This is a genomic window from Serratia sp. HRI (genome assembly GCF_010119335.3).
Classification (GTDB): domain Bacteria; phylum Pseudomonadota; class Gammaproteobacteria; order Enterobacterales; family Enterobacteriaceae; genus Serratia; species Serratia nevei.
Genome location: NZ_CP083690.1, coordinates 886,719 through 899,154 on the forward strand (window position 1 = coordinate 886,719; position 12,436 = coordinate 899,154).

Consider the following 12,436-nt stretch of genomic DNA (forward strand, 5'->3'; position numbering starts at 1 on the left):
AAAGTCCTTTCAATAACGAATTAACCGTCAGTACGAGAAAAAATCAAAAATAATCCAGCTTAAAACGCACTGTGGAAAAATACGCTCCCACCTTCAACGGCTGGTGATTCGGCATCAACGTCATGGAATAATTCAGCACTCGGTTTCCCGGTATTATTCCCTCCATCGGCAAAGGTTTCCCTGGAATAACCGCCGTGCCGCTGCTGTCTTTTATCTCCAAAGCAACGCCGCGCGCATCGCCCTGTACGCCAAACAGAGCGCCTTCCGCATAACCATCAAACGTGACCTGAAAGAATTTCCAGTCAGGCTTGTTTTCCGGCCGTTCCAAAATGCAATTGACCAATTCGATACTGAAAGGTTTGGTCATCCCCTGGCCGTCACGAATGATCTGTCCGAGAGGAATAGTGTCCATATCGATCGTCTGATCGCGGCTGCCGGCGGCAATGGCGCAGGCGGTGTCGATAATGGCGCCGTGCATGTTGACTTTGCCCCACCCCTGCGCGGCGGAAGTTGCATAGCCGGGCGCAAACGCCAACGACGCCAAAAGAACGGCACCCGCTCGATTCCTTGGTAAAAACATCGCGACATTCCTTTGACAGGGAGATTCACCAGGCATGCGGCGAACCCCATGCCTGGTTGATTAAGCCTTCGGACTCACTTACTGATAAGCCAGGGTGAAATCGGCTACGGCAGTGAAATCGCCCGGAACGATGGCGGCGGAAGCGCCTTCACCCTGCAGGTAGGCGGCGAAATGCAGGGTGTTGTTGCCGGTGTTCAGGGTCTGCGCGGTAGTCGCTTCACCCAGTTTGATCGGCTGACCATTGTAAGAGATGGCTACGCCGGCGCCGCTGGCGGTACCCGCGATACCCAACAGATCCTTGTCGGTGGACGACGCTACGCCGCTGAAGGTGGTTTTAACGGTTTTCAGCGTGGTGATATCACACTGCTCCAGTTTGATTTCAAACGGACGCGGGTTGGATTTGCCGCCGTTTTTCAACGCCACGTTGGAAACCTGGCCCAGATCTACGGTCTGATCGATCGACTCGGGTGCAATAGAGCATGGCGCATCAATAATAGAGCCCGTGAAGGTGACCTTACCGTGTCCCTGATCGGCTGCCTGTGCAAAAGAACTTGCGCCAAATGCAATCACTGCAGCCATCATGATTTTGTTAAGTTTCATAGAACCTATATTCCTTATAAGAAAAAATGCATATTCCAATCAAGAAAAAGAGCAACAGGAAACCCGCTCGCGCTTATATATGCGCAGCCCTGATTCTTTAGCATCTTGCTGGTTGGTTAACTGCCAAAACCCAAAGGCACCGACAATAAACATGTCGATTACGGCAAGTTCGCAGCGGCCCACCCATTAATGAATTCGTCATATAAAAATAAACGAAATCACAACAAGCAGAGACCAATACTTTCTAATCCGCCCTTCTTGTCCGGCGATGAATATTCTGGCAAATGCCTCCAAGCAAAAAAAGGTTTTTTTTGATCAAGGCGAACATTCGCAATTTATTTCCTAATTGAAGTTAATTTACTGTTATTTTTAGGCTCATAGATCGTAAAAGATGCTTTTATAGAGCAATATCCTGTTTTTCTGTGATTCCCAAGTAATCAGATCGCAAAGTGGCGCTTTGTGAATATAATAAACCAAAATTTTAGGTTTCAGCGTGACGCCCCCCAGCCTTGGTATAGGTAAAAACGGGGCGGGCAACGCCTTTTTTTCAATCCTGATAAATAGATAGGATTTTTCTTTGTTCGCGTTTTACCTCGTTGTTGGTAGGCAGCGAAAGTTTGTTTTTTCTTAGGAATACAGCAATCGGAATACAGAGGAAGTGCTATGGAAGCGTTATCTCCGAAACAAAAGGAAATACGGCAATTGCAGCACGATCTGCTGCAAACATTATTTGCGCAGTCACCCCGCAAGTGCCCCGTCGCCGGTCTGCCGCCGCCGCAGCAATGGCTATCGACACGGCAACTGGCCAATGCCGTCAACGTCGGTGTTTACCGGGCTCGGCGGCTGTTGTTGGATCTTGTCGCCCGGCAAAAAGTGATTGTGACGGACGGCTCTATCAATAACTCGTTGAGGTGGTATCCCACCGCGTTGCTGAACGGTGATAACGACGGCATCCCCAACAGAGATGCCCTCACTCCCCTTTAACGGAATAAATATGGCCAACCGGCCTGATTGGCGATATTTCATTGCGGAGTAATGCCGCACACTATTTATATATATTGGGATATTATCGTGAGAAAAACAGCCCTGCTATTTTTACGTTGCTGCCTGGCATTATCTTTCTTCATGCTGCTTGGCAATGCCAACGCATTTACCTGCCGCACATCCGATGGCGGACTGATTCCACCCGGGGGCTCGACCACGCCGGTTGACGTCCGGGTACGCATCGGGCCACAGCTTTCTTATGGCAAAAACGAAATCGTCAACGTCAGCCAGGTCACCTGTAAAAACGACGTCGCGAGCTGGTATGACTATCTCAAAACCGACAGCCCGGCACTGTCGATGAACAGTGCGATTTTTGGCACCATCGGCAGCGGTGCCACCATCAACGGCAGCGATTACAACTCTCCGGTGCCATCAGGTATCAGCGTACTCAGCCTTACCGGGTTACAGACCCAGTCGGTCGCCATCCGGGTCTATATCGTGTTGAACCGTTTCCCAACGCCGGACATCAAGGTGAACAAGGGCGACGTCATCGGCCAAATCAACTTTATTCAGACCAACGATCAGCCGGGTTGCCCGCAGTGCGGCGTTTATCGCTGGCGCCTGATCGCCGACAACGACGCCTACTTCGTCACCACCAGTTGCACCATCAACAACGGCCAGCAAATTAATGTCGACTTTGGTCAGATCCGCCAGGACTTTCTGACTCAAAGCGCCAGCGACGCCCAAATCAAACAGGACAAGGCGCTCAGCTACCAATGCGACGACCAGAGCGCGACGCAGGATATTCTGATCCGCATGGTCAGCGACGCCAGTGGCTTCTCCAGCGATTTTATCAAGACCAGCAACCCTAACGTCGGCGTGGCCATGGTGTACAACGGCACGGTGGTAAAGCCCAACAATGCCTTCAGAACGCGCATCGTCAACGGGCTGGGCAACGACACCGTAACCTTTGTGCCGGTGAAGAACAATGTGCCTTACACCAGCATCGCTACCGGCCCGCTGTCAGGCTCGGCCACGCTGATCTTCAGCGCACCTTGAAACGGGAGCCAGAATGAACATGACGAAAAAAACGCGCTGCGCTCTGCTGTGGTCGCTGAGCCTGATCAGCGCCGCCGCCCAGGCCGCCGACCAGGGCACCAAGGTCAACATCACCGCCACCGTGGTGGCGCCTCCGCCTTGCGTGATCAATGACGGGCGCACCATCGATATCGACTTCGGCAAGGTCGGCATCAAGCGCATCGACGGCAATCGCTATATGCAACGCATCGATTACAGCATCAAATGCGAGTTTCTGGATAACAGCCGCCAGCTGAAAATGAAGATCATGGGCGGCGCGGCGGCCTTCGACGGCAGCGTGTTAACCAGCAGCGTCAATGGATTGGGCATCAAGCTGTTGGCCAACGGTAAGGCCTTCGCCATCAATACCCCGCTGAACATCGATTACGCCAATCCGCCGACGCTTGATGCGGTGCCGGTGAAAAACAGCGCCGTCACCCTGGCGGAAGGCGATTTCACCAGCGGCGCCACCATGCTGGTGGACTACTTTTAAACACCCGCATCCCAGAAACTCGCGAAAAAAAAGCCGCAACGTCTCCGTTGCGGCTTGGTCGAGAATCTTGCGCCCGGGGCGCGCTCCTCACATCAGGGTATTTAGCCGAAGATCCCGCCAAACCACTGGCTCAGCTTCATCATCACCATATCCCAGATGCGGCTGAAGAAGTTGCCCTCTTTCACCTCTTGCATCACCACCAGCGGGTGCTGTTCGATGGTCTTGCCGTCCAGCTGGAAATCGATAGTGCCGACCACCTGGTTTTTCGCCAGCGGCGCTTCCAGCGTCGGCTGGGTCAGCTTGTAGCTGGCCTTCAGGTTTTTCATCTGCCCTTTCGGAATGGTGACCGAGGCGTCTTTCGCCACGCCGAGCGGCACTTCGCTGACGTCGCCGAACCACACTTTCTGGGTGACGAACGGCTTATCGGCCTTGATCGGCGTCGCGGTTTCATAGAAGCGGAAGCCCCAGGTCAGCAGCTTTTCGCTTTCGCTGAAGCGCACGCGATCGCTCGGCGCGCCCAGCACTACCGAGATCAGACGCATCGGGCCGTCGGTGGCCGACGCCACCAGGTTATGGCCGGCGCCGCTGGTGTAACCGGTCTTGATGCCGTCGACGTTCAGGTTGCTGCTCCACAGCAGGCGGTTGCGGTTAATCTGGCGGATCTTGTTAAAGGTGAACTCTTTTTCTTTATGCAGCGCGTATTCGTCCGGCACGTCGCGGATCAGCGCCTGGCTCAGCAGCGCCATGTCGCGCGCCGTGCTGTACTGCCCTTCCGCATCCAGACCGTGCACCGTCAGGAAGTGGGTATTCTGCAGGCCCAGGGATTTGGCGTAGTTGTTCATCAGGCCGACGAACGAATCCTGGCTGCCCGCCACGTAGTCCGCCAGCGCGATGCTGGCGTCGTTACCCGACTGGATCACGATGCCCTTATTCAGCTCCAGCACCGGCACCTGATCGCCCGGCTTGATGAACATCAGCGAAGAACCGCGCAGCGCCGGGTTACCGGGCGCCCAGGCGTCTTTGCCGACGGTGACCAGGTCTTCCGGCTTGATCTTGCCGGCCTTGATCGCCTGGCCGATTACGTAGCTGGACATGATCTTGGTCAGGCTGGCGGGATCGAGACGGGTGTCGGCATTGCCTTCGGTCAGCACCTTGCCGCTGTTGTAATCCATCAGAATGTAGGCCTTGGCGTCTACCTGCGGCGGCGCCGGCGGCTCGGCCGCGTGCACGGCCGGGGCGGCCAGCAACAGGATGCCTACGCTGAAGGTCAGTTTTTTCAGGGAAGTGGATAAGTTTTTTTTCATCATGACGTCGCCAGAGTGTCCATTCAAACCATTGAAATAGCGTTAACTTTCAAACATGTTCACGTTTTAAGCCAACCAGCGAGAGTGGCCCGGTGCGCGCGTGCCGGCCGCAACCCCCTGCGGCGCCCATAGCGGGTAACGCAACGCACCGAAAATGCCCATGCTGTGAGTTTATGTGATTTATCTTATTTTTGCAGGGTTTAGCGTGAATTTTCAGCATTTTTACATAACTGTACGCAGGCCCCCGCTTATCGTTCAAAAAATCATCGCGACGCGCATTTTTGCATCCACCCACGGCTACACGGCCAAGCATCTGCACCGCTAAACATCTGCGCATCTATACGTCTAAAAAAGATTAATATATTCCATAATGGCATATAGAGCCGTTATTTGTTCTTTTTAAAGCGCTTATCATCAGCGCTATCATCCATATAACGACTTTTATACCGAATAATCCTGGAGATAAGTCATGACGATCCCCCATTCCGTCATCGAGATGATTGGCAATACCCCGATGCTGGAACTGACCCAGTTCGATACCGGCCCGTGCCGGCTGTTCGTCAAGCTGGAGAATCAAAACCCCGGCGGTTCGATCAAAGACCGCGTGGCGCTGTCGATGATCGAACAGGCCGAGCGCGACGGCAAGCTGCAGCCGGGCGGCACCATCATCGAAGCCACCGCCGGCAATACCGGCCTGGGACTGGCGCTGGTGGCGGCGCTGAAAGGCTATAAGCTGCTGCTGGTGGTGCCGGACAAGATGAGCCGCGAGAAGATCTTCCACCTGCGTGCGCTGGGCGTGGAAGTGCTGTTGACCCGCTCGGACGTCGGCAAGGGGCATCCGGCTTACTATCAGGATTACGCCCAACGCCTGGCCGGGGAGATCCCCGGCGCCTTTTATATCGATCAGTTCAACAACCCGGCCAACCCGGCGGCCCATACCACCACCACCGCCCCCGAACTGTGGCGGCAGATGGAGCATGAGGTAGACGCTATCGTGGTTGGCGTCGGCTCCGGCGGCACGCTGGGCGGGCTGAGCCGCTACTTCGCCGACATTTCGCCGCAGACCGAATTCGTGCTGGCCGACCCTGCCGGCTCTATCCTGGCGGACTATCTCGATAACGGCCACATCGGCGAAGCGGGCAGCTGGCTGGTGGAAGGCATCGGCGAAGACTTCGTCCCGCCGCTCAGCGACTTTGACCAGGTCCGCAACGCTTACCGCATCGGCGACGCAGAAGCCTTCACCACCGCGCGCGATCTGCTGCGCAAGGAAGGCGTGCTGGCGGGCTCGTCCACCGGCACCCTGCTGGCCGCCGCACTGCGTTACTGCCGCGCACAGACCGAACCCAAGCGGGTAGTGACCTTTGTCTGCGATAGCGGCAACAAATACCTGTCTAAAATGTATAACGATCACTGGATGCTGGAACAGGGTCTCCTGAGCAAACCGCAGCACGGCGATCTGCGCGATCTGATCGCCTACCGCCACGACGAAGGTGCGGCCGTTTCTGCCGCGCCGGACGACACGCTGGCGATCGTGCACGCCCGCATGCGGCTGTACGACATCTCGCAGCTGCCGGTGCTGGAAGGCGATCGGGTGGTCGGCCTGATCGATGAGTGGGATCTGCTGAACGCCGTCCAGGCCGACGCCGCCCACTTCAGCCTGCCGGCCAGTAGCGCAATGACCAAGCGGGTCCATACGCTGCAAAAAGAAGCCGGCTACGAAGAATTGCAGGCCACCTTCAACCATGGCCACGTCGCGGTGGTGCTCGACGGCGAGCGCTTCCTCGGCCTGATTACCCGCACAGACGTGCTTAACGCCTGGCGCCAAAAATTACGTTAATAAGGACCCATTATGGCCAAGTTTGATACGTTGACCGTTCACGCCGGTTACACCCCGGATGCCACCGGCGCCGTGATGCCGGCAATTTACGCCACCTCCACCTACGCCCAACCGGCGCCGGGCGAGCATACCGGCTACGAATACTCCCGCAGCGCCAACCCAACGCGCACCGCGCTGGAAAGCGCCATCGCCGAACTGGAAGGCGGCAGCCGCGGTTACGCCTTCGCCTCCGGCCTGGCGGCCTGTTCCACGGTGCTGGAGCTGCTCGATAAGGACAGCCACCTGATCGCGGTGGACGACCTGTACGGCGGCACCTATCGCCTGCTGGAAAAGGTGCGCAGCCGCACCGCCGGCCTGCGCGTCACCTACGTGTCACCGGCGGATCTCGCCGGGCTGGAACAGGCGATCGAGCCGGATACCAAAATGATCTGGGTGGAAACCCCGACCAACCCCTTGCTGAAACTGGCGGATCTGAGCGCCATCGCCGCGATCGCCAAAAAGCATCAGCTTATCAGCGTGGCGGACAATACCTTCGCTTCGCCGTATCTGCAGCGTCCGCTGGATCTGGGCTTTGACGTGGTGGTGCACTCCGCCACCAAATACCTCAACGGCCACTCCGACGTGGTGGCCGGCGTCGCGGCGGTGGGGGATAACCCGGCGCTGGCGGAGCAGCTCGGTTTCCTGCAAAACGCGGTCGGCGGCATTCTCGATCCGTTCAGCAGCTTCCTGACGCTGCGCGGCATCCGCACCCTGGCCCTGCGCATGCAGCGCCACAGCGACAGCGCGCTGCGCATCGCCCAGTGGCTGGAAAGCCAGCCACAGGTGGAAAACGTCTACTATCCCGGCCTGCAGAGCCACCCGCAGCATGAACTGGCGGCGCGCCAGATGACGCGCTTCGGCGGCATGATCTCGGTGCGGTTGAAAGGCGACGACGCCTATGCGCGCCGGGTCATCCAGCGCTCGCGCCTGTTCACCCTGGCGGAAAGCCTGGGCGGCGTGGAAAGCCTGATCAGCCAGCCGTTCAGCATGACGCACGCCTCCATTCCGCTGGAACAGCGCCTGGCAACCGGCATCACGCCGCAGCTGGTGCGCCTGTCGGTGGGGATTGAGGATGTGGAAGATCTGATCGCCGATCTGCAGCAGGCGCTGGCGGAATAATCGCCCGAATCAATCGCCATCAGCCCGGCCGGCGCGCCGGGCTTTTTTGTGCCTGATGTTCAGACGCCGATGACGTCCCGATAAAAGCGCTGTGCCACATCGGGGTGGGAACGGATGCGGCCTTTCAGGTAGTTATACCCCACGTCGCGCAGCAGCGGGTTGAGCGGATCGCTGGCCGGGCCGCGCGCCTGCGCCGCCAGCGGCGGCGGCAGTTGATACAACGGCACCACCGCGTCCAAGCGCGCGCCGAGGAAGAAGGCGATCGACAGCCTGTCGCGCCCCGCCGGCGGCGTTTCCACCCGGTGCACCGTGGCGCGCAGGTAGCCATTGGTCGCCAGTTCCAGCAGCTCGCCGATGTTCACCACGAAGGTGTCTTCACGCGGCTGGGCGTCAATCCACCGCCCTTCGCTCACCTCCACCTGCAGCCCTTTTTGCTCGTCCTGCAGCAGGAAGCTGAGAAAGCCGGAGTCCTTGTGCGCGCCGACGCCCTGCGCGCTGCCGGTAGCGTCCCGCCCCGGGTAGCGAATCAGTTTGATGTGTTCGTTGGGCTTCTCGCCGTACAAGCGATCGAAAGCCTGCTCCGGCAGCGACAGCGCCAAAGCGAAAGCGCGCAGCAGCCGCAGCGACATGGCGGTCATCGCCTGTTGCCACTGCAGCAGCAGCGGTTTCAGCGTCGGCAGCGCCGCTGGCCACTGGTTTGGCCCCTGCAGGCGCGCCCAGCGCGGGGTGTCGTCAGACAGCGTCAGCGCCGGGCGTTCGGCGCCGATATCGAACTGCTCGCGCCAGTCCGGCTGGCCACGCGTCAGCTCCGCCGCCGCCCGGTTGTAACCGCGAAAGTGCGGCGAATGCACCATCTGCACCGCCAATTTGTCGGCCTCCGGCAGCGCGAAAAATTGCCGCGCGCCCTGCTGCAGCCGCGCATTCAGCGCACTGTCCACGCCGTGCCCGCGCAGATAGAAAAAACCGACGTCGCGGGCCGCCGCGCGCAAATCGTCAAGAAAGGCGCGCCGCCGGCGCGCATCGCCGTCAAGCTGCGAAAGATCCAGCAGCGGCAGCGTCTTCAGCGTCGTCAGGTGCGTCATCATGCGGTTCCTCTTCTTCCCCGATCGCGATCGGGCTGCCGTACAGGCGAATAATCAACATTGTCTCTCCCCGGCGGGTGGCTGCGTTTGCCTCATAGTTATCACCGCGCTCGCCGGGGCGGCCAATATTGTTGCGTTCTAAGTTATGCAAACGTTCAACAAACTGTCGCAAAACCGTCATCAATGTTTCTTATGCTCTGCGCAATTTCGCCGACGCCGCTGGCTGGCGATGGGCGCTATCCGCTATCCTGTAAACGACCTCATACCCTGCCTGCCGGAGAAATACTGATGGATTTAGCCTTATTCGACCTGGATGAAACCCTGATTGACGATGACAGCGCCAGCCTGTGGATCCGCTGGCTGGTCGGCCAGGGCTTCGCGCCGGCGGAGCTGGAACTGCAGGAGCAGCAGCTGATGCAGCTCTATTATCAGGGTAAGCTGTCGATGGAGGACTACATGCAGGCCACGCTGGCGCCGCTGACCGGCCTGAGCGTGCAAACCGTGGCCGGCTGGGTGCAACGCTACATTCGCCGCGATATCCTGCCGCGCGTCTACCCCGCCGCCCGTGAACGCCTGCAGTGGCACCGCGAGCGCGGCGACTGCATCCTGGTGATCTCCGCCACCGGCGAGCACCTGGTGGCGCCGATCGCCGAACAGCTCGGCGCCGACGATGCGCTGGCGATCGGCGTGGAAATCAGCGACGGCCGCTTCACCGGCAACACCTACGGCACCATGACCTACCAACAGGGCAAGGTGATCCGCCTGCAACACTGGCTGGCGCAGCATCCGCACCTGAAATTCGAACACAGCCACGGCTACAGCGACTCCCTCAACGATAAGGCGATGCTGCAATTCGTCGACAGCGCTACGGTGATCAACCCCGACAGCGAGTTGAGCGCGCTGGCGGCGGAGCACGGCTGGGAAGTGTGCCGCTGGGAGCGCTGAGCGGCAGGCAAAAAGTGCCCTGCGGTGTGACAAAAAGCGCATTGTGGCGTAGGTATTAAGGCTCTTTAATCCGCTAACGGAGTTATCCCATGCTGACCATTTGGGGTCGTGAGAATTCGAACAACGTCAGGAAGGTGCTGTGGTGCGCCGCCGAACTGGGACTGAGCTATACCCACATCAACGCCGGCGGCGCGTTCGGCAAGGTTAACGAAGAGAGTTACCGCGCGCTGAACCCGAACGGCCTGGTGCCGTTGCTGCAGGATGATGACTTCGTGCTGTGGGAGTCCAACACCATCGTGCGCTACCTGGCGGCGAAATTCGGCGATGCGACGTTCTATCCGCAAGATCTGCAGGCGCGCGCCGCCGCCGAGAAATGGATGGACTGGACCACCTCGACCATCGTTCCGGCCTTCACCATCGTCTTTTGGGGCCTGATCCGCACCGCGCCAGAGCTGCGCGACATGGCGAAAATCGAAGCGGCGATCGCCACGCTGGAAAAACACTTCGACGTCATTGAACAGGCGCTGGCGCATCAGCCTTACCTCTCCGGCGACGCGTTCGGCTTCGGCGATATTCCGCTCGGCAGCTTCGCCTACGCCTGGTTCGAGATGCCGATCGCCCGCCGCTCGCGGCCGAACATGGAGCGCTGGTATCAGCAGCTGCGCGCTCGCCCGGCCTACCAGCGCGGCGTGATGAGCGAACTCACCTGATCGCTGCGGGGCGTTACGACGCCCCGACTTTCAGCAGCTTGCCGTCCCGCTCGTCCGTCAGCAGATACAGGTAGCCATCCGGCCCGCTGCGTACCTCGCGAATGCGCTCGCCGCGATCGCCCAGCAACCGCTCCTCCGCCACCACCTTGTCGCCTTCCAGCGTCAGGCGAATCAGCTCCTTTTGCGCCAGCGCGCCGATGAACAGCGAGTGCCGCCAGGCGGGGAAGCGCTGCCCGTCATAAAACGCCATGCCGCTGAGGCCGGGCGAAACCCGCCAATAGTGCAGCGGCTGTTCGGTGCCGGGCACCCGTTCCCCCCGGGCCTCCGGGATCGGCTGGCCGGAATAATTGATGCCGTAGGTGGCCAGCGGCCAGCCGTAGTTTTTACCCGGCTGCGGGATGTTGAGCTCATCGCCGCCGCGCGGGCCGTGCTCGTGTTCCCAGATCGCACCGCTCCACGGGTTCATCGCCAGCCCTTGCGGATTGCGGTGGCCGTAGGACCAAACTTCCGGCCGTTTGCCGGCCTGGCCGACCCAGGGATTGTCCGGCGGCACCGCGCCTTCGGCGGTCAGCCGCACCAGCTTGCCCTGCAGCTTGTCGGTCTCCTGCGCCGTCGGCCGCTGGTTGTTTTCGCCCAGCGCGATAAACAGGTAGCCCTGCCGGTCGAACGCCAGCTTGCCACCGAAGTGATTGCCGACCGACAGCTTGGGCTGCTGGCGGAAGATCACCTTGAAGTTTTCCAGCCGCGCGCCGTCGTCGCTCAAACGGCCGTAGCCGACCGCCGTACCGGCTTTGCCGCCCTCGCCCGTTTCGGCGAAGCTGAGATACACCCGGCGGCTGGCGGCGAAGTCGGGGGCCGGTAACACCTCCAGCAGTCCGCCCTGCCCCTCGGCGTAAACCTGCGGCACGCCGGCGATCGGCGGCGACAGGCCTTTGCCCTGCTGCCACAGCCGCAGCCGGCCGGGCCGCTCGGTGATAAGCAAACCTTGTTCCGCCGGCAAAAAGGCCAGCGACCACGGGTGTTCCAAGCCGTCCTGCAGTTGGCTGACCGTCGGCGCGGCGTGCAGCAGGCCGCTGCACAGCAGCAAACCGGCCAGCAAAGTCAATCGGGGCATGGCATCCTCCTGAGGGTGAAATGACCCGTTTAGTGTAGCCCACTCAGCGGGCGCGGTCGTTTGCATTACATTTCAACAGGTTGCCTTTTGGCCGCAGTGTGCTTAAGTTAACGCATCACCCAGGAGGAATCATGGACATTACCGTTACCGACGCGATTGACGAACACACCCTCGATGCGATCAGGCAAGGCCTGCGCGCTTACAACCTGCCGCATATCGACGCCAGCCACCGCAAGCCGCTCAGCGTCTATGCGCGCGACGAGGCCGGCACGGTGATCGGCGGGCTGACCGCCGAAACCTGGGGCAACTGGCTGAGCGTCGAGTGGCTGTGGGTGGCGGACTCCCAACGCGGCAGCGGCCTCGGCGGCCGGTTGATGCGCGCCGCCGAACGCGAGGCGCAGGCGCGCGGCTGCCGCTACGCTCGCCTGGATACCTTCAGCTTCCAGGCGCGGCCGTTCTACGAAAAACTCGGCTATCAGCTGCAAATGACGCTGAAAGATTATCCGGTGGAACATGAGTGTTATTTTCTCACCAAAACCCTGACTGATTAAT

Annotated in this window: 14 protein-coding genes; 8 read left to right on the forward strand and 6 right to left on the reverse strand. The window is 59.6% G+C overall.

Annotated elements, in window-relative coordinates; translation table 11 throughout:
• Positions 1–43 precede the first annotated feature (43 nt).
• Positions 44–580 (reverse strand): fimbrial protein, encoded by a 537-nt coding sequence (locus GF111_RS04350; RefSeq protein ID WP_047728021.1) that lies wholly within the window; start codon positions 578–580, stop codon positions 44–46.
• Positions 581–658: 78 nt separating this feature from the next.
• Complete coding sequence (locus tag GF111_RS04355; protein WP_025302212.1) at positions 659–1,180, reverse strand: fimbrial protein; 522 nt, start codon at positions 1,178–1,180, stop codon at positions 659–661.
• Between the two features lie 663 nt (positions 1,181–1,843).
• Between GF111_RS04355 and GF111_RS04360 the strand changes: the two genes are divergently transcribed.
• The 3 genes from GF111_RS04360 to GF111_RS04370 all read left to right on the forward strand — a co-directional run bounded on the left by GF111_RS04360 (position 1,844) and on the right by GF111_RS04370 (position 3,734).
• A complete protein-coding gene (locus GF111_RS04360; RefSeq protein WP_047728024.1) occupies positions 1,844–2,164 on the forward strand; it encodes a hypothetical protein in 321 nt (106 codons plus the stop codon).
• A gap of 141 nt (positions 2,165–2,305) precedes the next feature.
• Entirely contained in the window at positions 2,306–3,223 is a 918-nt protein-coding gene (locus tag GF111_RS04365) for a fimbrial protein (RefSeq protein WP_071934072.1), read from the forward strand.
• Positions 3,224–3,236: 13 nt separating this feature from the next.
• Complete coding sequence (locus GF111_RS04370; protein WP_060435260.1) at positions 3,237–3,734, forward strand: fimbrial protein; 498 nt, start codon at positions 3,237–3,239, stop codon at positions 3,732–3,734.
• A gap of 101 nt (positions 3,735–3,835) precedes the next feature.
• Here the strand turns inward: GF111_RS04370 and GF111_RS04375 are convergent, their stop codons facing one another.
• Entirely contained in the window at positions 3,836–5,041 is a 1,206-nt protein-coding gene (locus GF111_RS04375; RefSeq protein ID WP_038881127.1) for a serine hydrolase, read from the reverse strand.
• A gap of 466 nt (positions 5,042–5,507) precedes the next feature.
• Here GF111_RS04375 and GF111_RS04380 point away from each other — a divergent pair, with 466 nt between their 5' ends.
• Together GF111_RS04380 and GF111_RS04385 are read left to right on the forward strand one after the other, a co-directional pair.
• Entirely contained in the window at positions 5,508–6,875 is a 1,368-nt protein-coding gene (locus tag GF111_RS04380) for a cystathionine beta-synthase (RefSeq protein WP_147191079.1), read from the forward strand.
• Between the two features lie 12 nt (positions 6,876–6,887).
• Positions 6,888–8,033, forward strand: a complete 1,146-nt coding sequence (locus GF111_RS04385; protein WP_047728035.1) for a PLP-dependent aspartate aminotransferase family protein — start codon at positions 6,888–6,890, stop codon at positions 8,031–8,033.
• A 59-nt stretch (positions 8,034–8,092) separates the two neighbouring features.
• On the opposite strand, the gene GF111_RS04390 is transcribed toward GF111_RS04385, so the two are convergent.
• On the reverse strand, positions 8,093–9,115 hold the full coding sequence (locus GF111_RS04390) for an isopenicillin N synthase family oxygenase (protein WP_047728039.1): 1,023 nt from the start codon (positions 9,113–9,115) through the stop codon (positions 8,093–8,095).
• Positions 9,060–9,296, reverse strand: coding sequence for a hypothetical protein (locus tag GF111_RS04395; protein ID WP_071605323.1), 237 nt, complete (start codon positions 9,294–9,296; stop codon positions 9,060–9,062). The genes GF111_RS04390 and GF111_RS04395 overlap by 56 nt, the downstream gene beginning before the upstream one ends.
• A 107-nt stretch (positions 9,297–9,403) precedes the next feature.
• Between GF111_RS04395 and GF111_RS04400 the strand changes: the two genes are divergently transcribed.
• Both GF111_RS04400 and GF111_RS04405 read left to right on the forward strand, forming a co-directional pair.
• Positions 9,404–10,060, forward strand: a complete 657-nt coding sequence (locus GF111_RS04400) for an HAD family phosphatase (RefSeq protein ID WP_004938759.1) — start codon at positions 9,404–9,406, stop codon at positions 10,058–10,060.
• Positions 10,061–10,149: 89 nt separating this feature from the next.
• Positions 10,150–10,770 (forward strand): glutathione S-transferase family protein, encoded by a 621-nt coding sequence (locus GF111_RS04405; protein ID WP_048233208.1) that lies wholly within the window; start codon positions 10,150–10,152, stop codon positions 10,768–10,770.
• Positions 10,771–10,783: 13 nt separating this feature from the next.
• Here the strand turns inward: GF111_RS04405 and GF111_RS04410 are convergent, their stop codons facing one another.
• The gene (locus tag GF111_RS04410) at positions 10,784–11,884 is read right to left on the reverse strand and encodes a PQQ-dependent sugar dehydrogenase (protein ID WP_147191078.1); all 1,101 of its coding nucleotides are present in this window, start codon (positions 11,882–11,884) and stop codon (positions 10,784–10,786) included.
• A 131-nt stretch (positions 11,885–12,015) separates the two neighbouring features.
• On the opposite strand from GF111_RS04410, the gene GF111_RS04415 reads away from it, so the two are divergent.
• A complete protein-coding gene (locus GF111_RS04415) occupies positions 12,016–12,435 on the forward strand; it encodes a GNAT family N-acetyltransferase (protein WP_055312327.1) in 420 nt (139 codons plus the stop codon).
• Position 12,436: the final 1 nt, after the last annotated feature.